This window comes from Vreelandella zhuhanensis (assembly GCF_009793355.1).
In the GTDB taxonomy this organism is placed as follows: domain Bacteria; phylum Pseudomonadota; class Gammaproteobacteria; order Pseudomonadales; family Halomonadaceae; genus Vreelandella; species Vreelandella zhuhanensis.
On the sequence record NZ_WTKP01000009.1, the window covers coordinates 73,468 to 95,980 of the forward strand.

Consider the following 22,513-nt stretch of genomic DNA (forward strand, 5'->3'; position numbering starts at 1 on the left):
GGCCACAGATACCTGGTGATCGCCTACCCATTGGCCGGCTGGCAAAGACAATCTCGATACCCACCTAAGCAGGCCGCCACACACTGGAGAGAAAGCAGATGACAACCAAGGCCTACTGGGAAGCAGTGTACCGAGACAAGGCGCAGGAAGTGGTTAGCTGGTATCGTCCGCACCTGGAGAAGTCGGTACAGCTCATCGAAGTCGCAGCACCAGATCATGGGGCAGCCATCATTGATGTGGGTGGCGGCGAGTCAACGCTGGTCGATGATCTATTGCTGCGCGGCTATCGGGATATCAGCGTTCTGGATATCTCCCCCTTGGCACTCCAGGTGGCGCGGCAACGCCTGGGGAACGCTGCCAACACCGTAAAGTGGCTTGTCGGTGACATCACCCAGGCGAACCTTCCCAGGCAGCGTTATGACGTCTGGCATGACCGTGCGGTATTTCACTTTCTCGTCGATCGGCAACAGCGCGCGGCTTATGTCCAGCAAGTGCTGCACAGCCTGGCTCCCAACGGCCACCTGGTGATGGCTACCTTCGGGCCTGAGGGCCCTCAGCAGTGCAGTGGGCTTGAAACCGTCCGCTACGATACCAAGCGGTTGAGTGAACAGCTTGGGCCTCGCTTCGAGCTGGTCGACCATAGCCTTGAATACCACCGGACACCAGGAGGCAGCATCCAACAGTTCCTGTACGCCTGCTTCAGAAAGACAGGATAAGACCCACGGTCTCGGTGCAAAGACTCCGTGGATAAAACAGTTCCTGAGTATTGACGCACTTGCTCGCCCTGAAAGGACTCAAACTAATCATTATTGTCTATATTGCGGGGTAGTCGTTATCGTGTTGGTAATTTCATCTGTTCTCGGTCTTCGTTGAGCCTCACCTCAGAGGCTGAAGGTCGAAGATGCCACCCAATTCACTGGAGACGCTCCATGAGTATCATCAAAAAATTTGCATTTCTGCTCCTTCTGTCCGGTCACGTCGCGCTGGCCAGCGCCGATTACGCCGACGGCATGCGCTATTACGAGCAACAGGAGTACCGCCAGGCACTGCAGGAATTTGGCGACGCGGCCCGTAACGGCGATGCCGATGCTCAGTACATGCTGGGCCGCCTGAATGAGGCCGGCAACGGAACCACCCAGAATTTTGTACAGGCCCACAAGTGGTACAACCTGGCCGCGGCCCGCGGTCACCGCCATGCCGCCGAGGCACGCGATGCGCTGGCCGAACGCATGACATCCGAACAGATCGCTAGGGCGCAGCAGGCGGCACGTGGCTGGCAGCCGGAAGAGGCACCTTCTTCACAGGCGACACCGCAATCGCGGCCCGACATCGAGACCCTGACGGATCGGCAAGGCGTGGCCGAGATACAGCGCGAGCTCAATCGCCTCGGCTATGACGCCGGCCCGGTGGATGGCGCCATGGGAAGCCGCACCCGCAACGCGATACGCCAGTATCAGGCCGATATGGACATTGACCGGAACGGCCGCGCATCATCTGACCTCCTGAAACGCTTGCGCCAGACAGAGAAGGAAGAGGTGGCCGCGCCCTCTGAGCCGCAACCCGACGCCTCGCCTCGGGTCGCCCTGCAGGAGAACTTCAGCGACGGTGATTACCGTCGCAATCCCTCCTGGACGGTACTCAGCGGCGACTTTGAGGTCGATGAGAATGGGTTGCGCAGCATCGTGGAGACTCAACGGGCGACCAGTCGCAACTCGCGCGGTCTCAGCTCCGATCGTCCGGAGGAGATCGGCCTGGCCATGCTGGAACTGATCCTCGATCAGACGGGCAATGCCAGGCAGGACGAAGTACCCACCCCCGTGGAGCCAGCAAAGATCTTCGTCAATGCGCCCGTCGACAACGCTTTCAGGATGGAGCTGGAACTCGCCTCCCGCCAGCAGCCGGGCAGCCTGGAACTGGGACTCTTCCAGGATAACCGGCCCGATGGAACCGGCTACCGCCTGGTTTACTCTGCCGGCTCGCGCCCGGGACTCAGCCTGGTCAGGCTGATTTCCGGAAGCCCCGAGATCGTGGCACGCCACGACGGCAGGCTCGACCTCGAGGATGGCCGGTTCCACAGCATCGTCTGGACTCGTGACGAGAACGGGCAGATGGAGGTTCAGGTGGACGGCCGGCGCCTGCTGCGCGTGCAGGACAACAGCCTGCGCGACCCCTTCGAGGGCTTCGTGCTGGCAAACCAGGGAGGCGATTACACCCTACGCCAGGTGCAGCTCCAGGATCACTGAGCCGGGCAGCCGCATCTTTTCATAGGTGCCGAGTTCCGGATAATCAATCGTCTGGAACTCGGCAAGGGCGGTCTCAAACTCAAAATACAAGCACAAGCACCCAGACAAAACGCAGGGCGCGCGTATCAGCATCCAGAGTTGTAACATTTCTGATGCTGATACACGCGCCCATAGATAAACGTATTGCTTTGCTGGATCTTTAGACGTAGAAGTCCAGCTCTTCTTGAGCTTTCAGCAGATCCCGCACTTTGATGGGATCGTCGCCAAAGAAGAATATCAGGCCCCAATGAGTACCGAACGCCGACCTGTCAGGAACAGTCTCCTCTGTTGGCGCAACCAATTCATGTGACACGAAATAGGGATGCTCAATCGTTTCTTTGGGCATTTCCAGCGTGCTGACCACACGACGGCGTGGATACACGCCAAAGCAACCTGCATAACCCTTCGCGTCGACCACTTCGCGGGGGAAGAAGGCATCGACTTCCTCTTTGGTGCTTTTAGGATCAAACACCAGCATCGACGCCTGGTAGGCATTGAAGCCGTAGGCCATCTCGATAAGCTCGAACGCCTTGAACCCGGGCGGACGGTAAGCGACTTCACCAAAGTACATCTCACCGTCCGCAGTGACGAAGTACTCGGGGTGAATCAAGCCAAACTTGATATCGAACGTCTTGATCAGCAACTCGATCTGCTTGGTGATTGCGTTACGCCAACTCTCGAGTTGCTCGGTAGCGGGCACGAACACCGAATAGCCCAGCGTTACATATTCAGAAATGTTGAGGAACTTGATTTTGCCATCGTGGATCCAGGCCTCAACGGCAAACTCCCAGCCATCCAGATGACTTTCCATCAGCAAGGGATATTCTTCCGCCGGAATGGCATCAATTTCTTCTATCTTGCGGATCATTCGGTGACCCAGGCAGCCGGCCTTGTCGAATGCCTTGACGTGAATCGGGTCGTCCGGGTCACCATCAAGCTTGAGCAGCGTCTGGTTGACGCGCTTCATGAAGCGAATGATATCTTCTTTCTCGTGCGCCTCCTCGAAGATCCCGACGCGAATACCGCCAAGCTGAGCACGGCGCTTCATCAGGGCCTTGTCACGGAACAGAATGGACTGTCCGAACATACGCGGGCTGTCGAGGAGGACAGAGTTAATGGCACCGGACCACTCAACGGTTTCCTCGAATAGCGGTATGGCGACATCGACGCCTTCTTCCTTAAGCCTTTTAGCAATCTCCAGGGAGCGATCATTCAGGCGAATAAAATCCCATGGGATGAAAGGGATATTGTTTGCGGCACAAAAATCCGCAGCCCAGTCCGGAGCAACGACGACATAGCGGCGGTCGAATTTTTGCGCAGCCTTGATCGCATTGACACTCCAGCCAAGCAGGGCGATATAACCCTTGTTGGGATCCTTAGGGGTCTCGGTTCCTTTAACTGAATCCATCTCCGGATCACGCCAAGCTGCTACGGCTTCGGGTAATTGCTTTTCTGATGTTATCGACATTCGATGTCTCCTTGCTGGTTAACCCAGACTGACTGCGCCGATATTGGAGCGCAACAGGTGAACTGAGCCGCATACAATATTTCTCAGAGGCGATTGAGCAAGCCAGCACTAGCGAAGTATTAAGCGCACCCCATCCTATGACCAAGCTAGTCGACTCCATTACAAATAGCAATTAAGTTGTAGGATTGCTGATGAATGGCTGTAGAGGTTTTCTCGCTGCCAAGAGGTTAGAATTTCTATAACTAATTTGATCATCAGGAACCCTACATATATCTGCTATATGAAAAATTATGAGCTACCTTATTGATCAGCATAGCGTTGTATAAACGTCTAGACTTTTGAGGATTGTCGCCCCCACACTAAGTTTTCCTCTCTGATGAGATACCTGACTTATGCGAGTTTTTTCAAACCCGGTCGGATCCGGTTCACTCTGGTTTGACAACCTGGTTACTGCCGATGGTTTCCCGGTTGCTTACGACCCGCAGGCGCGGGCTTTCCTTCCCGTGCCGCCTTTCTGCGCCAACCGTGAGGTCATCGGTTGCAACTGGATTGCTCCCCAACAGGGTGCTTTCTGTCGATCGTGCGCCATGACGGCGTTGGCCCCCGACCCCTCGATCCCCAACGCAATCCCCAACTGGACACAGACCGAGGCTGCCAAGCGCTGGGTGATCGATAATCTTGGGCGCTGGCATTGGTTCCGGCCAGAGGATCCTGGCGCGCCGCCGGTATTTCACATGCTTGCCGAAGGTGCAACCCCGGTACCCATGGGGCATGTGGGAGGTGTGGTGACAATCAGCGTGGCTGAGGCAGACCCGGTTCTAAGCACTACTCGGCGCGAGGCGCTGGAAGAGCCCTATCGCACCATGATCGGTCATATGCGCCACGAGATTGCGCATATGTTGTGGTGGCGTTTGAGCCTGCGTGATGACTTTCTGGATGCTTTCAGAGAGATGTTCGGTGACGAGCGCACGGACTACCCTGCCGCCCTGCAGCGTCACTACCATGACGGCCCGCCACCTGACTGGAGGCAAAGGTTCTTGACGACCTACGCCTCCGCACACCCCCACGAGGACTGGGCAGAAACCGCCGCACACCTGCTGCACCTGACCGACATTACCGATAGCTTTGTCGCGGCAGGTTTATCCTCGCCGGAGTTGCCGCATCCGGGCTGGGATGCCTATGCTGAGCCAGATGCCGAGCGCCTGATTCATATCGCAGCGTCACTGGTTGCCGGAGTCAATCATGTCAATCGCTCCATGGGATTGTCGGACCTCTATCCTTTTGTGCTGTCCGATGTGGCACTGCGCAAGCTTGCTTTCGTGCATGACTGGTTGCGCCGAGGTGCACAGGGCCGTTGATGTTTTCATTGCTACCGCGTTGCCATGGGTAATGTTGAAGCAAAGCAATCCAGTAGTAAAAATCAGATATCACGTAAAACGCCAATTCCATACCGGGGTGTCCGTCGACAAGAACCTGGGATTCAGTGAGCTGTTACAGGAGGAAGTTATCTATGACGTCATCGGCAACCATTCAATTGAAGGTCAGCAATGCGATTCCGCCGGGTAACGAACAGGAGACCCGTGAGATTATCGAGTTCTGGCACCAGGCCAATGCCTTCTTCACAAATCTGCGTTTTACGGCCCAGGGGCAGCTCAACGGCTTGGCGGATTCCTACCGCGTCGGCCTGGACGCCGGAGAGCTGATTGCCGCAATGGAAAACGCCAGTGACCAGTCCGGCTCGTTCTCCAGGCACCAATTGGCCCATGTGGATGACCCTGCCAAAGTCATCGCGGCCGGACTAGCCGTTACCGTCTCTGCGCAGGATCACGCCACGACAGAGGAAGAGAGTTACCAGGTGGCCACCGTTTTTATCCAGCAGCTGGTGATAGCGGTCAATCTGCTCAGGCCCGGCGCCATCCAGCTTCTCGATACCCGATTTGCCGGCGAAGGTGCCCACAAGTACGAGGCGCAGAATTACGATTCCAGAATTTATTACGGTGCCTTGAAAGCTTCGCAGGAAAACCAGTGGCCCTCATTAAAAAAGCTGTCCCTTGAAGAGGTATGGGCCTGGCTGGAAGATACTGAAAGCAGCCGGACCGATACCGCCATAAAAAGCATCAACAAGGTGCTATTCACCCTGCTGAAAGTGGCCGAGCAGCGCCACGAATACAGCGCCAGAACGGCGCTGCTGGTGATGTATCAACTGGAAATACTGCTTGAGTGCCGGCAGGTCGACTCTCTATCCGACCTTCGTCACCGTATCCCTATGATTTTGGGCGACTTTCCCGAATCTGCCAACCACCTTTCGGAGTTGCACGAGGCCCGCAACGGTCTGGTCATGGCCAGTGTACCGGTGCACCGCCCGCCCTTGATCTGCCACACTACAGAGCATGCCCTTTGGCAACAGTCCGGGCAGTATCATTCCGCTGTAGAATCGGGCACGGCCCTTGTCCTGGCCCTGCTCCATGATCTTATTGCCCATAGAGCACAGCGCTACAAATTCTCAGAAACCATGGCCCGGGACTAAAGCGAACTGAAAAGCCCCGTTGGAGAATTAGAGAATTGAAGAATGGAAGCTGTCTTATTTCGAGCAACTGGAGGAATGAGCTATGAGTAACGTAGCGACAGTGACGATGAATCCAACCGTCGACCTCTTCGCAGAAACCGGGGAATTGGTGGAGAACGGCAAGACCCGCTGCCGCAACACCACCTATGAACCCGGAGGAGGCGGCATCAATGTGGCCCGTAACCTGCACCGCTTCGGCATAGATGTGGTGGCGATTCTCACCACAGGCGGCCTGCAGGGTGAATTGCTGAAACGACTCCTGGCCCGCGAGATGTTTTCCGTGAATTGCGTCGACATCGAAGAAGAGACCCGGCAAAGCCTGGCGGTCACGGAGAAAGCCAGCGGCAAGCTCTTTCATCTGGTTTTCCCCGGCCCCGAACTGCAGGAATCCGAGTGGCAGCGGTGTCTCGATACGTTCAAAGCACTGGAACCGACGCCTGATTACCTGGTGCTCAGCGGCAGCTTGCCGGGTGGCGTGCCGGATGATTTTTACGGCAACCTGGCGCGCTCGGCCGCCGATGGGGGAACCAGGGTAATACTGGATACGTCCGGCAAGGCTCTTCCCTCTTCCAAGGGAAAGGGCATTTATCTCACCAAACTCAACTTCAGAGAATTCGTCGACCTGGGATATTCCGGTTCCGAGGACTACTCCAGCATACTGGAGGCAATGGGACAAATGGCGGACCAGGGTTTTGCCGACAACCTGATTGTCACTCTGGATGCTGACGGTGCCCTCCTCGCCTCCAGTGCCGGTGAGAAGCTTCACGCCCGCCCTCCCGAGACCCGAGTGATCAGTCACGTCGGCGCCGGAGACAGCTTCGTTTCCGCTCTGGTCCACCAGCTTGACTGTGGCAAAACGGTGGCCGAGGCATTTCCCTATGGCGTGGCCGCCGCCGCCGCCAAGGTCGGCACGCCGGGTAATCAGCTCATGGATCTCGAAAAGGTTGAATCCATCGCCGAAAAGGTGACGATTCGCGTCAAATAAACACTATTGTGTCTTCTATACTTCTGTCTTCTATAATCCGGTAAGGATGTATTTCAAGTGAAAGACTTGGTTGGCATCAAAAGGTGCGGAAAACATGGATCAACATCGAAAAAACATATTCGTTCTTGGATACGATGAACGCCATGCCCAAGATCTCCTGAAGATACCCGATGCCGATGCCTTCTGCTTCCACCCGCTTTTGCGCACGGACGAGGTGGTACATCAGAAAAACTTCTATATTGATGACAAACTTGAAAAAGCGCGCAACATCTTGCGCAAGTTCGACGGGACAGTGGACGCCATTATCTGCCACTGGGATTTTCCGGCCATGCCCATGGCGGCCATTTTATGCGCTGAGTTCGGCTTGCCGTCACCCTCCCTGGAGGCCGTGCTCAAGTGTTCTCACAAGTATTGGAGCCGTCTCGAACAACAAGAAGTAGTGCCCCAAGCTACGCCGGAATTTTGCGTCATCGACCCCTTCGATGAAAATGCGGTTGACAAAATCACGCTGAATCACCCTTTCTGGATAAAACCGATCAAGGGATATGGCTCTACTCTCGGGTTTCGCATCAACAATACACGGGAGCTTCACCACGCTCTGGGAGTAATAAAACAGAGGATCAGACGCATCGGCGATGCCTTCAACAGTATTCTGGCAAAAGCGGATTTGCCGCCTGAACTGAACAAGGTTGATGGTAATTGCCTCATTGCCGAAAACCTCATCCATGGCTGGGAGTTTGCCCCCGAGGGCTATGTGCAGCATGGAGAATTTCACGTACATGGCGTGGTGGATATGATTCGGGGCAAAAACCACAAGAGCTTCCTGCGCTATGAATATCCCTCTCAAGCGCCCCGCCGGATCCAGAATCGCGCTATTGAGATAGCCGAAAAAGTGCTTCGCCAGATCGGTTTCGACAACGGCTGTTTCAACATGGAATTTTTCTGGGACGAAGTTAGCGACGACTTATGGATTATCGAGATTAACCCTCGAATCTCCCAGTCTCATTCCTACCAGTTCGAGATGGTAGATGGCATGTCCAATCACGAGGTAGTAGTGCACGTAGCCTTGGGAGACATCCCCCAATTTCAGCATCATGGCGGATTCTACAAGCATGCCGCAAAATTTCTGCTACGGCATTACACACAGCAGGATGCAGTCGTTGTCCAAGCACCTAATGCCGAACAGATCTCGCGTCTCGCTGAGTCGCAGCCCGACACGGAGATAGTGATCAAAGCACAGGAAGGAATGCGACTGTCACAAATGCCAGACCAGGATTCATACAGCTATATCCTCGCAGAGGTGAATGTTGCAGGCAAAACTCAGCATGAAATGCTGCAGCGTTACCAGCAGGCAATCAAGAAGCTGCCCTTTGAATTCTCGCCACTACCGGCTGGCGAGAAAAATTAAAATCTCATGAGGGCTTCACCTCATTGAGGCTGAAACGTTTCTGCTCTCCCGCACACATTTCGTATACCTGACCGCCGAAGCCAACCCGAGCAGCGCAAGACCAGCCTTTCTCAAAACTGACGGTCATCGTTTCGTGATCCAAGTGGATGTGCAACCAATGCCACCGGTAGTGGACACAGAAGCTCAGTTCCTTGAGCTCCTTCGGCAAACGAGGATTGAGCCAGAGTATCCCGTCACGCATTTCGATACCGGTATAGCACCGCTGCATCAGATCCACCGTGCCACCCATCGCTCCCAGGTGAATACCTTCCTGAGTGGTACCTCCCTGAACGTCGTCGAGGTCACTGGCAAGCGCTTCCTGGAACAGGTTCCAGGAGCGGTCGCGGTTCGTTCTCGCCAGAACCCAGGCGTGCACAACCCGGCTAAGACTGGAGCCATGTGACGTTCGGTCGAGATAATACCCGACGTTTTCAGGAATACTGGCGGGATCGAAGTCATAGCCGAGACGGGAAAATATTTCGCTGAGTTCCTCGGCGGAAAAAAGAAAAAACAGCATCAATACATCGGCCTGCTTGGTGGCCTTGTAGCGGTTCAAATCTCGATCTTCCGCTTCCAGGATACGATCAAGGCGCTGGATATCACCGTGCTGCTCACGCAGTCTTTCCCAGTCCAGTTCCTCCAGGTTGTCCCAGCCCTCGAATTGGCTGATAAGCCCCGACGACTGGAAGGGGACGAACATCCGTTTGCTTACATCCTGCCAGCGAAGCAGGTCCTCGGAGGAAACCCCCAGAAGCTGAAGGAGTTCGGTCTGCCGGTCCTCCCCCAGCATATCCAGCATGGCGCAAGCTGTCTTCAGGACCCATGCAGCCATGACGTTGGTATAGGCGTTATTGTCCAGGCCCAGCTCTTTCCGGTCGGGATAGTGGGTATGAAACTCGTCCGGGCCCATGACGCCGCGTATTTCATAGCGCTCGCGGTCAGGATTATAGGTAGCGATGCTTGCCCAGAACTGGGCAATCTCGATCAGTATCTCCGCACCGTACAGCGAGAGAAACTCCATATCGCCGGTGGCCTGAAAATACTGCCACACATTGTAGGCAATGGCGGCATTCACGTGACGTTGTGTATGGGAGTTGTCGGGAATCCAGCGCCCCGATTTCGGGTTCAGGTGCAGAACCTGGCTCTCCTCCCGGCCATCACTGCCGCTCTGCCAGGGAAACATGGCGCCCTTGTAGCCGGCCTCCTTCGCCGCCCGGCGCGCCCAGTGCAAGCGTTCATAGCGATAGAGCAACAGGGCACGGGTGAGAGCGGGAAGTCGTAAATTGAAATAGGGGAAGGTGAACAGCTCGTCCCAGAAGATGTGTCCGCGATAACCCTCTCCGTGCAGCCCCCGGGCGGGAATGCTCACGTCCCGCCTCGTCGTATGCATGGAGGCGGTCTGCAGCAGGTGGAAAAGGTGCAGGCGAAGGACGGGTTGAGCATGGGTACAGGCTTCGCCCGCCAGCGTCAGATCAGCCCGGCGCCACAGCCTTAGCCATGCCCGTTGGTGCTGTTCGAACAGAACATCGAAATCCGCTGCATGGCGGATATCCTCACAGGCTTCAAAAACGGGTTCGCTGATAGCGAGGTCTCGGGAACTGTACAGGGACAGCACCTTCTCCACCCTGATCGGCCTGTTTTTTTCCGCCATAAGCGACAGAGATTGACCGATCCAGTTCTGCTCCAACTGGGTACGCCGCTCGACAGCGGCGGGTTCGTCATCTACCCAGGCCCGGGTACGCACCGCCAAGGCCATTCGGATTCGGGACTGCAGGGTTTTGGCAGTGAGAAAAATCGCCTCCTCCCCCACATGGCCGGTCTCTTCCACCTCCAGATGCCTGCCATTGAGATCCCGGTAACGGGCCACGCCGCTATTGGTAACACGGCCGTCGATGGCCGACCTCACCTCCACCGCTCCCGACCAGTCAAGGGGGGTAAGCACCCAGCTGATGGCGGCGATATGAGGATCGTCCATGTGAACGATACGCCGGGTTTCCAGTTTAAATTCACGGTCGGACCGATCCCTGAACCGAATATGCCGATGCACGATCCCCCGGTAAAGGTCCAGCCAATGGGTGTAGTCGAGAAGCGTCACACTGGCCAGATCGAACCATTCCCCATCCTCGCAGCGAAACGTAAGCGGCAACCAATTGGGCCAGTTAACCAGATCCTCGTTTTCTATGATCTTTCCGCCGATTTCGCTTTCCGCGCGATCAAAGCCCCCCGCAAGATAGGTGCCCGGATAGTGGGGACCTCCAGCCTGGGATTCTTCCACGGCTCCTCGCGTTGCAAAATGGCCATTGCCGAGGGTCAACAGAGCTTCACGGGTGGGCTGTTCCGCCGGGTTCCACTCATGGTAGACCAGTTCCCAATCGCTGAGTGACCTATCTTTCATGAGCTTTTCTCCTCTAACAATCAGTGCCTGAAACGGAAGGGATTACGCGCCCCAGAGTCCCGAAGCGGCTTCCCAAGGCTACTACTGCGTATCTGTGACCACATTCACCGGCTTGCCCTCCACGAACCGGCGAACATTTTCCACCGTGGTATCGAGAATACGCTGTACGGCTTCCCTCGTATTGAACGCACTGTGGGGGGTCACCACCACATTTTTCATTCGGACCAGCACCTCGTTCGCCAGCAGGGAAGAAAGATCCTGGTTCTCTTCGTAGACGGAACGGAGCAGCTCCGCCTCTTCCCGTATAACCGGTTCATAAGGCAGGACATCCAGACCGGCAGCCGCGACTTTCTGCTCCGCCAGTGCTCTCGCCAGAGCCCGGATGTCGACCACGTCGCCCCGGGCAGTATTGATCAGGACAACTCCGTCTTTCATTTTCTCGAACGCCTCCGCGCCAATAAGATGGCGGGTCCGGGAACTGGCGGGCACATGCAGGGTGATGATATCGGCATCCCGCAGCAGGTGGTCCATATCCACATAGTCAAATTCAAGCTCGTGGGCAGCGCCCTCATCCGGCTTAATGTCAAACGCCAGCACATCCATGCCAAATCCCCGGGCAATACGGATGACGGCCATACCGATATCGCCGGCACCCACAACCCCCAGCGTCTTTCCTCTCAAATCGAAACCCTGCAGGCCACGCGGCGAGAAGCCACCCTTGCGGGTCCGCTCCACTGCTTCCTCCAGTCGGTGGCTGATCATGAGCAGAAGGCCAAAAACGTGCTCGGCAACTGTGTTCCCGCCATAGTCGGGGCAATTGCATACCGTGATTCCACGCCGTTCACATTCCTTGATATCAATGTGGTCGAAGCCTGTAGACCTGGAGGTGATCAATTTGAGGTCTGGCATGGCGTCCAGCGCCTCTCGATCCACTTTGGAATAGATGAAGATGGAAATGGCTTCCGCTGCCGCGTGCTCCTCGGCGTTGCCGGCCCGTAGTGGCTCTTCAATGCAGCTCACAGAGTGTTCTTCCTGCAACACCTCGAAGGAATCCCGTTCCCACTTTTCCACATCAAAAAAAACAATGTTCACTGGGATTTATCCTCTCGCCAGATTTCCAGTATGTCCAGCACACTGTCGGGGTTGAGCGAGATGGAATCGATACCGCTATCCACCAGGAACTGCGCAAAATCCGGGTAGTCGCTGGGCGCCTGACCGCAGATGCCCACCTTGCAGCCGCTCTGGTGAGCCTTTTCGATCACTTGCACGATTGCAGTCTTGACCGCCTCGTCCCGTTCATCGAACAGTTCGCTGAGTTGCTCGGAATCCCGGTCCACCCCCAGCACCAGCTGGGTCAGGTCATTGCTGCCGATGGAGAAACCGTCAAACCGCTCGGCAAACTGCTCTGCGAGAAACACATTGGAGGGTATCTCGCACATCATGTACAACTGCAGGCCGTTTTCGCCGCGCCGCAGCCCGTGGTCGGCCATCACTTCGATGACCCGGTCCGCCTCCCGGGGATTGCGAACGAAGGGAAGCATCACCACGATATTGTCCAGGCCGATTTCCTCCCGGGCCTTCTTGACTGCCTGGCATTCCAGAGCAAAACCGTCCCTGTAGCGATCGCTGTAATACCTGGAAGCGCCGCGGAATCCCAGCATGGGATTTTCCTCACGCGGCTCGAACTGATCGCCGCCGATGAGCTTGGCATATTCGTTGGTCTTGAAGTCGCTCATGCGAACGATCACTGGATCCGGATACTGGGAGGCGGCGATCATGGCGATACCCCGGCTGAGGTGCTCGATAAAGTACGCCGTTTTATCCTCGTAACCGGCAGTGAGCTCCTCGATGCGCTTTTTCGCCTTCTTGTCTTCCACCTGATCGAATCGGGCCAGGGCCAGGGGATGAATCTTGATCACGTTATTGATGATGAATTCCATGCGGGCCAGACCGACACCGTGAACCGGCAATTGCCACCAGCGGAAAGCGGCGTCCGGCGCGGCCAGGTTGATCATCAACTCCACTGGCGGTTCGGGCAGATCCTCGATATCGATCTCCCGCTCCTCGTACTCCAGGATTCCCTTGTAAATCCGCCCTTCGCTGCCTTCCGCGCACGACACCGTGACGTCCTGGCCGTCCTTGAGATCCTGAGTCCCGGAGCCCGTACCCACGACCGCGGGAACGCCCAGTTCCCGGCTGACGATCGCGGCATGGCTGGTCCTGCCACCATGATCGGTGACAATGGCCGTGGCCCGTTTCATGATGGGGCCCCAGTCCGGGTCTGTCCGCTCGGTGACCAGTACGTCGCCATCCTCGAAGCGGTCCATCTCTTTGGGACTATCGAGAACCCTCACCCGGCCGGTCGCTATGGATTCGCCAATGGCCACGCCCCTGGCCAGTACCTCGCCCGTTTCCTTCAGCCGATAGCTTTTGAACGCGCCGGATTGCTTTTGCGAGTGAACGGTTTCGGGGCGGGCCTGGACACAATAGAGCTTGCCGGACTCACTGTCCTTGGCCCACTCCATATCCATGGGCTTGCCGTAATGCTTTTCGATGGACACGGCCCAGCGGGCAAGGGTGAGGATGTCGTCGTCGCCGAGCACCAAGGCTTCCTGCTCGGCCTTTTTGGTGTTCACTGTTCTGGTGGGCCCCGATCCCCCAGACGCGTAGATCATTTTTTCCTTCTTGCTGCCGCATTTCTTGGCCAGGATTGGCACTAGGTTCTTGTTCGCAAGCCCCGGCTTGAAGACCCGGTACTCATCAGGGTCCACAGTGCCCTGCACCACCGTTTCGCCGAGCCCCCAAGTGGCGTTAATGACCACGACGTCGGGGAATCCGCTATCCGTGTCGAGGGAAAACATCACCCCGGCGCTGGCTTTGTCCGAGCCCACCATCTTCTGTACACCCACAGAGAGCGCGAGCTCCAGGTGATCGAAACCGCGATGCTCCCGGTAGTTGAGGGCACGATCGGTGAATAACGAGGCATAGCACTTCCGGCAGGCGTCGATGAGGTCGTCGCCGCCGCGGATATTGAGAAAGGTTTCCTGTTGTCCGGCGAAGCTCGCCTCGGGTAGATCCTCCGCCGTGGCACTGCTGCGCACCGCCACGGGGAGGTTCTTCTTCTCATTGCGGGCAGCAAGCTCCTCATAGGCATCCCGGATGGCCTCTTCAATGTCGTCCGGAAACTCACCTTTGCGAAAGGCCTCGCGGATGTCCTTACCCACCTGCTTGAGCGATTTTTCCTCGCGGGCAAGCGTTTCGGTCAGTTCCCGGATCGTGTCTCCCAGCTCATTGTGCTCGACATAAGCACGGTAGGCATCCGCCGTGGTGGCGAATCCTCCCGGCACCCGCACCCCCTCTTCTCGCAAATTACCGATCATCTCCCCCAGAGAGGCGTTTTTCCCTCCAACACTTGAGACATCGTTGTTGCCCAGATCCTCGAACCAGCGAACGTAGATTTGTTCCGTCATGGTCAGCCCATCCGTTGCATCATATCCACACAGCGTTGGGAAAACGCCCACTCGTTGTCGTACCAGGCCAGCACCTTGACGAAGCGGTCGCCGATTAACTGGGTGTCCTGGCTGGTTACGATGGCGCTCTCTTCTCTGCCGATGATGTCACTGGAAACAAGGGGCGAATCGTCGACGGCGAGAATGCCGTTCATGGCACCATTCGCCTGTTCGCGAAATGCATCGTTGATCCGCTCATCACTGGCCTCTGCCGCCAGTATGCAGGTCAGATCGAGTAGCGAGCCGGCTTTGACCGGTGCCCGTACCGCGATGCCATCGAGCTTTCCGTCCAGATCCGGAATGATCTGACCGATCATCTTTGCCGCGCCCGTGGAAGTAGGTACGAGATTTTCCGCCGCCGCGCGACCCCGCCGGGGCTTCTTGTGCGGACCGTCCAACAGATTCTGGGACGAGGTATAGGCATGCACCGTATTGATGAACCCTTGCTCGATTCCGAACACGTCATGCAGCACCTTCACCACCGGCGCCAGACAATTGGTCGTGCAGCTTCCGATGGAAATAATGTGGTGTCGGTCCGGATCGAACTGGTCCCCATTGACACCCAGGATGAAGTTACCGTCGAGCTCGCTTTTGCCCGGCGCCGAAATGAGCACCTTCCGGGCGCCCGCTTCGATGTGTTTGTGCGCGTCTTCCTTTTTGCGGAAAAGTCCGGTGGCCTCGAGAACCACTTCCGCGCCCTTTTCCCGCCAGGGCAATTGCGCCGGGTCTTTCTCCGTGCTTACCGAAACGGTCATACTGTCATCGATAACCAGCGCATCCCCCTCGGCCCGTACTCGGTGAGTCCAGCGGCCGTAGGTGGTGTCGCACTGCAGAAGGTAGGCCAGCGTTTCCGCGTCGGCCATATCATTGATATGAACCACTTCCAGGCCTTCTTGTTCATAGGCGATGCGAAATACTTGACGGCCTATGCGACCGAACCCGTTTATGCCAATCTTCATGGCCAAGCTCTCCATTGCTTTTCAGGGAAGGTTGTCTGACGTGTCTATCAGACTAGTCAAGAATTAACGGACTTAAAGATCATCGATCACTTTTAATCAAATCTTCGCCCGGCGCAGAAGCTGCGCATTAATAGCCACGATGACTGTGCTTGCGGACATCAAAATCGCGCCGACCGCCGGCGAGAGAAGGATACCCATCCAGAAGAGAACCCCGGCCGCAAGCGGAATGGCAACAATGTTGTAACCAGCCGCCCACCACAGGTTCTGCACCATTTTTCTGTGGTTGGCGCGGCTCAGGCCAACGATCCTTGCAACGTCTCTCGGGTCGGACCGCACAAGAACCACATCGCCGGCCTCCACCGCCACATCCGTGCCGGCACCTATGGCAATGCCTACATCCGCAGTAGCCAGTGCCGGCGCGTCATTGACACCGTCACCGACCATGGCAACGCTTTTGCCCTCTTTCTGAAGCTGTCGGATCTTGTCTGCTTTCTGATCCGGCAGGACTTCGGCAAATACCGTGTCGATACCCAGCTCACGCGCGACTGAGTTGGCAACGTCTGTCGAGTCTCCGGTAAGCATGGCGACCTCGATGCCCTGATCGTGCAACTCGCGTATCGCATCGTAGGATTCTTCTCTAATCGCATCAGCAATGGCAAAGACGGCGAGCACCTTCTCTTCCTCGATCAGATAAATTGCAGCCTGCCCTTTCTTGCCAAAGTCCTTGGCTGCCTTCTGGAGCGACTCAGCAACATCAACACCGAGTTTCTCCAGTAAGGCGGGGCCTCCTACCTGAAGCTTGCGGGAATCCACTTCAGCCTGAACTCCCTCTCCCGCCTTGGCCTTGAAATTTCGGGCCTCGGGTATCTCCAGCTCTCGTTCTTCGGCACTTATTCGCAGCGCCTTGCCAATAGGATGTTCTGAATCCTGCTCCACTGCAGCGGCCAATTTCAGGACTTCATCAATGTCCTCTCCTTCCGCCGGAACCGTGTCGAGAACCCGGTGCTCGCCCAATGTCAATGTGCCGGTCTTGTCGAATACAACGGTATTGAGGTTGCGCGCCTGTTCGAGACCGCGGCGGTCCCGAACCAGCAAGCCATTGCGGGCGCCCAATGTGGTCGAGATAGCGGTGACCAGTGGCACTGCCAGGCCAAGTGCATGGGGGCAGGCAATGACCAGAACGGTCACTACCCGGCTGATGGTGAAATCCCAGGTAGCGCCGGCAAGCATCCAGGCCGCAAAGGTCAGTATGCCAGCGCTTACCGCAGCTACCGTCAACCAGAAAGCGGCACGATCGGCCAGCGCCTGTGAGCGTGAGCTGGAACTCTGGGCTTCTTCCACCATTCGCATGATGCCTGCCAGCGCCATTTCGTCGCCGGCTTTGGTTACCTCGACTCGCAGTGAGCCCTCGCCATTTACCGTACCCCCGACTACCTCATCGCCTTCCTTCTTTTCAATCGGCTTGGATTCGCCCGTGATCATGGACTCATCCATGGAACTCTGGCCTTCTTTTACCACGCCATCCACAGGGGCACTCGCGCCGGGCTTCACCAGGATGAGATCCCCTTCCTTGAGCTGGTCCGCAGGGACTTCCTCGGTATCACCATCCACCAGCCGCAAAGCAGTGTCCGGCAGTAGCTTGGCCAACTCTTTCAGGGCGCCCTGTGCCTGACTGACAGAACGCATCTCGATCCAGTGGCCAAGCAGCATGATGGTTACAAGCGTGGCCAGCTCCCACCAGAGATCATTGCCGGGAAATCCCAGGGTCACGGCCAGGCTGAACACAAAGGCGACAGTAATCGCCAGCGAGATTAGCGTCATCATGCCCGGCTCGCGGCTTTGGAGTTCATGCCATGCGCTTTTAAGGAAAACCATCCCGCCGTAAAAAAACACGACGGCGCCGAGAACCGGAGCGATCAACCATGCGCCGGTAAATTCAGGCGCTGAATAGCCAAACCAGCTTTGGATTCTCTCGCTGAAGAAAAGGATGGGGAGAGTGAGAACCAGACAAACCCAGAATTTGCTTCGAAACATCGCCACACTATGGCCAGCGTGTTTATCGTGGTCTCCATGGTCATGCCCGCCACCTTGCTCATGATCATGCTCGTGTTTCTGGCCTTTTGTGGCGCGCCCTGCTTCCTCTTGCTTGCCAGCGCTGTTATTGCCGTTCTCGGAAGGACTCATTCAAATCTCCCTTTCCCCATTGTGATCCCCATTGACACCTGCCCATCTTCATGGCTAAGGCCTTCTGCCTTTCAGGGGAAGTTGTCTGACGTGTCTATAAGCCTAGTCAAGATATTATGTGTTGGGTCCCGAAGAATCCGCTCAGGCCACAGTCACGGCCTCGGAGAGATAGACGTCCTGAATCGCGTGCAATAGCTGCACACCTTCGGTCATGGGTTTCTGGAAGGCCTTACGCCCGGAGATCAGTCCCATGCCACCGGCACGCTTGTTGATCACGGCTGTGCGCACGGCCTGATGCAGATCGTCACTGCCGGATGAGCCACCCGAATTGATCAGCCCGATGCGGCCCATGTAGCAGTTCGCCACCTGATAGCGGGCAAGCTCAATCGGGTGATCGGGGGCCAGCTCCGAGTACACGCGCTCGTGGGTCTTTCCGAAATCGAGCGCTTTAAAGCCTCCGTTCACCGTCGCCTGCTTTTGCTTGACGATATCGGCGCCGATGGTCACCGCCAGATGATTGGCCTGTCCGGTCAGGTCGGCTGCCGTATGGTAATCGGCATCATCTTGCTTGAATGCCGGGTTGCGGAGATACGCCCATAGCACGGTGACCATGCCCAGCTCGTGGGCGCGCTCAAACGCTTGCGACACCTCTTCGATCTGCCGACGAGACTCAGGCGAGCCGAAATAGATCGTTGCGCCAACGGCAACGGCGCCGAGCTCGAACGCCTGATCGACATTGGCGAACAGGGTCTGATCGTACTCATTCGGATAGGTCAGGAGTTCGTTATGATTGAGTTTTACCAAGAATGGAATCTTGTGGGCATAGCGGCGACTGACCGACGCCAGTACGCCGTACGTCGATGCAATGGCGTTGCAGCCACCCTCAATCGCCAATTCCACGAGATTCGCGGGATCAAAGTACAGCGGGTTGGGTGCAAACGATGCGCCAGCAGAATGTTCCACGCCCTGATCGACCGGCAGAATCGACACATAGCCCGTCCCCCCCAGCCGGCCGTGCCCCAGGATCGTCTGCAGATTGCGCAGCACGACATTGGAACGATTACTGTCAGCAAGCACTTGGGACACGTAATCGGGTCCCGGTAAATGCAGATGATTGCGACTGATACCGCGGCACTCATAACCCAGCAGTGATTCGGCTTCACCACCGAGAATACGTTCGATTTCGTCCATTCAATTCACCTCGATTAGGGCTCGTGTACGCTGCTTTCGGAAAGTATCGGAAATCTAAGAAATAATAGACCCTGATAGGGGTCCCTTCCAGCGGGGGTCTTTTCAGGTTTTTTGCAGACCTATCCATACAGATCGTCATCTTCTCCACAGCAAGCCCGGTTGTGCTCGGCTAAAGATTGACTAGTTTTAAATAAGCATGGATCGAACATCATGAATTCAAGGGGCACTTCTGCAGCCCTCCGATTCATTTATCAGAAGGCAGGAGGCCGTAAAGCATGAACACATTGAGTGACCTGAATTTAACCAATTCGCGCGCCCTCGTTCGCGTGGACTTTAACGTCCCCCGGGATGACGAAGGCACGGTTCTGGACGATAGCCGGATCCGCGCCGCCCTGCCGACGCTACGTTACCTTCTGGAGAAAAACGTCGCCTGCGTATTGATGAGCCACCTCGGCCGGCCGGGCGGTGAGCCGGTGGCAAGCCTGAGCCTGGCTTCGGTTGCCGAAAAGCTCTCTGAACTGCTGCCCGGCAAGCGGATACGCCACTGTGAGGAGGTCGTGGGGTCGCAGGCTGAGGAGATGGCTCGATCTCTGGGCGGTGGCGAGATCCTTTTGCTGGAAAACTTGCGATTTCATCCCGGCGAAAAGGATAACGACGACCAGTTCGCAAAGGCGCTGGCCGGGCTCGGTGATATTTACGTTAACGACGCCTTCTCAGCCTGCCATCGAAAGCACGCTTCCGTACACGCGATAGCAACGCACTTCCCGGCAGACAAGCGAGCGGTAGGTTGCCTGGTGGAGCAGGAAATCGAAGCCTTGGACAAAGTTGTGGATAACCCACAGCGCCCGCTGGTGGCAGTTTTCGGCGGCGCCAAAGTCGCGGACAAGCTCGAAGCCATCCACGCCCTCATCGGCCGCGCCGAGCAGATACTGATCGGCGGTGCCATGGCCTATACGTTCCTGCGGGCCCAGGGTGTTTCCACGGGCTCCTCCAAGGTGGAGGAAGATCGCCTGGACGACGCCCGTGAGATTCTCGAGAAGGCTGGTGACAAGCTCCTCCTGCCCACAGACCATGTCATGGGCATGGGAGAAGAGACCCGTACAGGCAGAGAAATCACCGGCGACTGGATGGGAATGGACATCGGCCCGGAGACCGCCTCCCGCTATGCAAAAGCCATCGGGAACGCCGCTACAGTGGTATGGAACGGACCCATGGGCAAGATCGAGGAGGAAAGATATTTCAGCGGTACACGGCATATAGCGGAAGCCATGGCTGCGTCCCGCGCGGTCACCGTTGTCGGTGGCGGAGAAACCGGACAGGCGGTTCACAGGGTCGGGATAGAGAATAAGCTGACGCACCTTTCCACCGGTGGCGGCGCCTTTCTCGACTATCTCGCCCATGGCTCACTGCCGGCGCTGAATGTTCTGAAGGAGGATTAACCAATGGATCTCAGACCCCTCCTCACCGAGAGCGAGGCAAAAATTCTGTTTGTCGTGGCGGACGGCCTCGGTGGAATTGACAGTGAAGGTCGGGGCACGGAACTGGAAGCAGCCCGGACACCCAATCTGGACCGGTTGGCGAGTCAGGGCGCCACAGGCTTGACCTACCCTGTGGCGCCAGGCATCACACCCGGCAGCGGACCCGGTCATATGGCTCTTTTTGGCTACGATCCGGTGGAGCACAACATCGGACGCGGGGTTCTTACCGCGCTCGGCATCGACTTCGACCTGAAGCCTGGTGACGTTGCGGCCCGCGGTAATTTCTGCACCCTGGACAGCGACGGCGAGGTGAGCGACCGGCGGGCCGGCCGCATCGATTCCCGGGAAGGTACCCGGCTGGTGCAGATGCTCAAGGAGATTCGTCTCGACGACGTGGAAGTTTACGTCGAACCGGTCAAGGAACACCGTTTTCTGCTGGTTTTACGAAGTCAAAAAGAGGTATTGGGCGCCCAGGTAAACGACACGGACCCCCACCGAACTGGGGTGCCGCCATGTGAACCCAATGCCCAGGAAGAAAAGTCACAGGAAACCGCTCGCCTAGTGAGCGCGTTCTTAGAACAGGTCCGGGAAATTCTCGCCGAGGAAGTGCCGGCCAACATGGTGCTGTTGCGGGGTTTCGCGCAGTTGCCCCGGCTAGCGTCGTTGAGGGAAAGCTATGGGCTGAATGGCTGTGCCCTGGCGGGATATCCCATGTACCGGGGCATCGCCCGGCTGCTGGGTATGAAAGTCGTGGACTGCGGTCCCGACCTGGACAGCGAAATCGATGCGTTGAAGGCTGCCTGGTCGCACCACGATTTTCTGTTCTTGCACTTCAAGGATACGGACAGCCGCGGCGAGGATGGCGACTTCGACGGCAAGGTGGCCGCCATCGAGGAGCTGGACCGGGCAATTCCCCGACTGATCGAACTGCAACCGGATGTCATTGTGGTGACGGGAGATCACAGCACTCCCAGTGCACTGGCCAGTCATAGCTGGCATCCGGTGCCGGTTCTGATCAGCGCGAACACCTGCCGAGTGGACAGCGTCGAGGTCTTCGGTGAAACCGCCTGTGCCGGCGGAGGGCTCGGCCACCTGCCGGCAAAACATCTCATGACCCTGGCACTGGCCCACGCCGGCCGTCTGCGAAAATTCGGAGCCTGAGCGATGAGTTTGTGCCGGACATTACCCGCGAACCTCAGACAGTCTCTTTGGTGGACCCTCCCAATCACATGGTTGACGAAAAGTTGAGATTAACTCCATGACAAAGCGCAGAAAAACCATCGGCGGCAACTGGAAGATGAACCTTAACCGCAAGGATTCCATCGCATTGGCTGAAAAGTTGGTGGGCGAGACGGACATGCAATCCCTGGATCTGTGTATTTACCCCGCGCTGCCTTATCTGGATACGGTTGCCGGTGTGCTTGCCGAAGCCGGAAGTTCCATCAAGCTCGGCGCCCAGAACTTCCATGGGAAATCGAATGGCTCGTTTACCGGGGAGATCTCACTGGAGATGCTCAGGGATATCGACTGCCAGACGGTGCTGGTGGGTCACTCGGAGCGACGGCACAAGCTGGGAGAATCGGATGTTCTGGTCAACCAAAAGCTCCGGGCAGCCCTGGACACCGGCTTTGATACCACTCTGTGCATCGGTGAAACGCTGAAGCAGCGGGAAGCGGATCAGACGAATGCTGTCAACACAGCGCAGCTGTGCTACGGCCTGGCCGGTGTCACTTCCGATCAGCTACGACAGGTGACCCTAGCCTATGAGCCGGTATGGGCCATCGGTACCGGCGAGAGCGCCACGCCGGAAGATGCGGCATCCGCTCATGCCGCCATTCGTCGATACATGGAATTCGCCTACGGCAAGGCGGCGGCCGCGGCTATCCGGATCCAGTACGGCGGCTCGGTGAAGCCGGACAACGCCGCAGAATTTTTCGCCCAGACCGATATTGATGGCGCACTGGTGGGGGGTGCTTCTCTCGAGGCGGAAGACTTTCTTCGGATTATCCAACTGGCCAAGTCCGCGGAAGAGCACTGATCAAGGATCGA

At 57.0% G+C, this 22,513-nt stretch carries 16 protein-coding genes; 9 read left to right on the top strand and 7 right to left on the bottom strand.

Going from position 1 to position 22,513, the window contains the following annotated elements; translation table 11 throughout:
* The first annotated feature begins 98 nt into the window (after positions 1-98).
* Both GPM19_RS13030 and GPM19_RS13035 read left to right on the top strand, forming a co-directional pair.
* Positions 99-716, top strand: a complete 618-nt coding sequence (locus tag GPM19_RS13030; RefSeq protein WP_160419448.1) for a class I SAM-dependent methyltransferase — start codon at positions 99-101, stop codon at positions 714-716.
* A 213-nt stretch (positions 717-929) separates the two neighbouring features.
* The gene (locus GPM19_RS13035) at positions 930-2,243 is read left to right on the top strand and encodes a peptidoglycan-binding protein (protein ID WP_160419449.1); all 1,314 of its coding nucleotides are present in this window, start codon (positions 930-932) and stop codon (positions 2,241-2,243) included.
* A gap of 199 nt (positions 2,244-2,442) precedes the next feature.
* Here GPM19_RS13035 and GPM19_RS13040 read toward each other — a convergent pair whose 3' ends face one another.
* Complete coding sequence (locus tag GPM19_RS13040; protein ID WP_160419450.1) at positions 2,443-3,750, bottom strand: ATP-grasp domain-containing protein; 1,308 nt, start codon at positions 3,748-3,750, stop codon at positions 2,443-2,445.
* A 392-nt stretch (positions 3,751-4,142) separates the two neighbouring features.
* Here GPM19_RS13040 and GPM19_RS13045 point away from each other — a divergent pair, with 392 nt between their 5' ends.
* The 4 genes from GPM19_RS13045 (at position 4,143) to GPM19_RS13060 (ending at position 8,709) form a co-directional block, all read left to right on the top strand.
* Positions 4,143-5,108, top strand: coding sequence for a zinc-binding metallopeptidase family protein (locus GPM19_RS13045; RefSeq protein ID WP_160419451.1), 966 nt, complete (start codon positions 4,143-4,145; stop codon positions 5,106-5,108).
* A 152-nt stretch (positions 5,109-5,260) separates the two neighbouring features.
* The gene (locus GPM19_RS13050) at positions 5,261-6,277 is read left to right on the top strand and encodes a hypothetical protein (RefSeq protein WP_160419452.1); all 1,017 of its coding nucleotides are present in this window, start codon (positions 5,261-5,263) and stop codon (positions 6,275-6,277) included.
* An 82-nt stretch (positions 6,278-6,359) separates the two neighbouring features.
* On the top strand, positions 6,360-7,301 hold the full coding sequence (locus GPM19_RS13055) for a 1-phosphofructokinase family hexose kinase (RefSeq protein ID WP_160419453.1): 942 nt from the start codon (positions 6,360-6,362) through the stop codon (positions 7,299-7,301).
* A 94-nt stretch (positions 7,302-7,395) separates the two neighbouring features.
* A complete protein-coding gene (locus tag GPM19_RS13060; protein WP_160419454.1) occupies positions 7,396-8,709 on the top strand; it encodes an ATP-grasp domain-containing protein in 1,314 nt (437 codons plus the stop codon).
* Between the two features lie 4 nt (positions 8,710-8,713).
* Here the strand turns inward: GPM19_RS13060 and GPM19_RS13065 are convergent, their stop codons facing one another.
* The 6 genes from GPM19_RS13065 to GPM19_RS13090 all read right to left on the bottom strand — a co-directional run bounded on the left by GPM19_RS13065 (position 8,714) and on the right by GPM19_RS13090 (position 18,986).
* Positions 8,714-11,143 carry a glycoside hydrolase family 65 protein gene (locus tag GPM19_RS13065; protein ID WP_160419455.1) on the bottom strand — a complete coding sequence of 810 codons (2,430 nt, stop codon included), beginning with the start codon at positions 11,141-11,143 and terminating at the stop codon, positions 8,714-8,716.
* Between the two features lie 81 nt (positions 11,144-11,224).
* Entirely contained in the window at positions 11,225-12,235 is a 1,011-nt protein-coding gene (locus tag GPM19_RS13070; RefSeq protein ID WP_160419456.1) for a hydroxyacid dehydrogenase, read from the bottom strand.
* Complete coding sequence (ppsA, locus tag GPM19_RS13075) at positions 12,232-14,613, bottom strand: phosphoenolpyruvate synthase (RefSeq protein ID WP_160419457.1); 2,382 nt, start codon at positions 14,611-14,613, stop codon at positions 12,232-12,234. Before ppsA ends, GPM19_RS13070 begins: the two co-directional genes overlap by 4 nt.
* Positions 14,614-14,615: 2 nt before the next feature.
* On the bottom strand, positions 14,616-15,611 hold the full coding sequence (gene gap, locus GPM19_RS13080) for a type I glyceraldehyde-3-phosphate dehydrogenase (protein WP_202114830.1): 996 nt from the start codon (positions 15,609-15,611) through the stop codon (positions 14,616-14,618).
* Between the two features lie 96 nt (positions 15,612-15,707).
* Entirely contained in the window at positions 15,708-17,795 is a 2,088-nt protein-coding gene (locus GPM19_RS13085) for a heavy metal translocating P-type ATPase (RefSeq protein WP_227842431.1), read from the bottom strand.
* Between the two features lie 141 nt (positions 17,796-17,936).
* Positions 17,937-18,986, bottom strand: coding sequence for a class I fructose-bisphosphate aldolase (locus GPM19_RS13090; RefSeq protein WP_160419459.1), 1,050 nt, complete (start codon positions 18,984-18,986; stop codon positions 17,937-17,939).
* A gap of 275 nt (positions 18,987-19,261) precedes the next feature.
* Between GPM19_RS13090 and GPM19_RS13095 the strand changes: the two genes are divergently transcribed.
* From GPM19_RS13095 to tpiA, 3 genes are all read left to right on the top strand, one after another.
* Positions 19,262-20,425 carry a phosphoglycerate kinase gene (locus tag GPM19_RS13095; protein WP_160419460.1) on the top strand — a complete coding sequence of 388 codons (1,164 nt, stop codon included), beginning with the start codon at positions 19,262-19,264 and terminating at the stop codon, positions 20,423-20,425.
* Positions 20,426-20,428: 3 nt separating this feature from the next.
* Entirely contained in the window at positions 20,429-21,625 is a 1,197-nt protein-coding gene (locus GPM19_RS13100) for a 2,3-bisphosphoglycerate-independent phosphoglycerate mutase (protein ID WP_160419461.1), read from the top strand.
* Between the two features lie 97 nt (positions 21,626-21,722).
* Positions 21,723-22,502 carry a triose-phosphate isomerase gene (tpiA, locus tag GPM19_RS13105; RefSeq protein WP_160419462.1) on the top strand — a complete coding sequence of 260 codons (780 nt, stop codon included), beginning with the start codon at positions 21,723-21,725 and terminating at the stop codon, positions 22,500-22,502.
* Positions 22,503-22,513 lie beyond the last annotated feature (11 nt).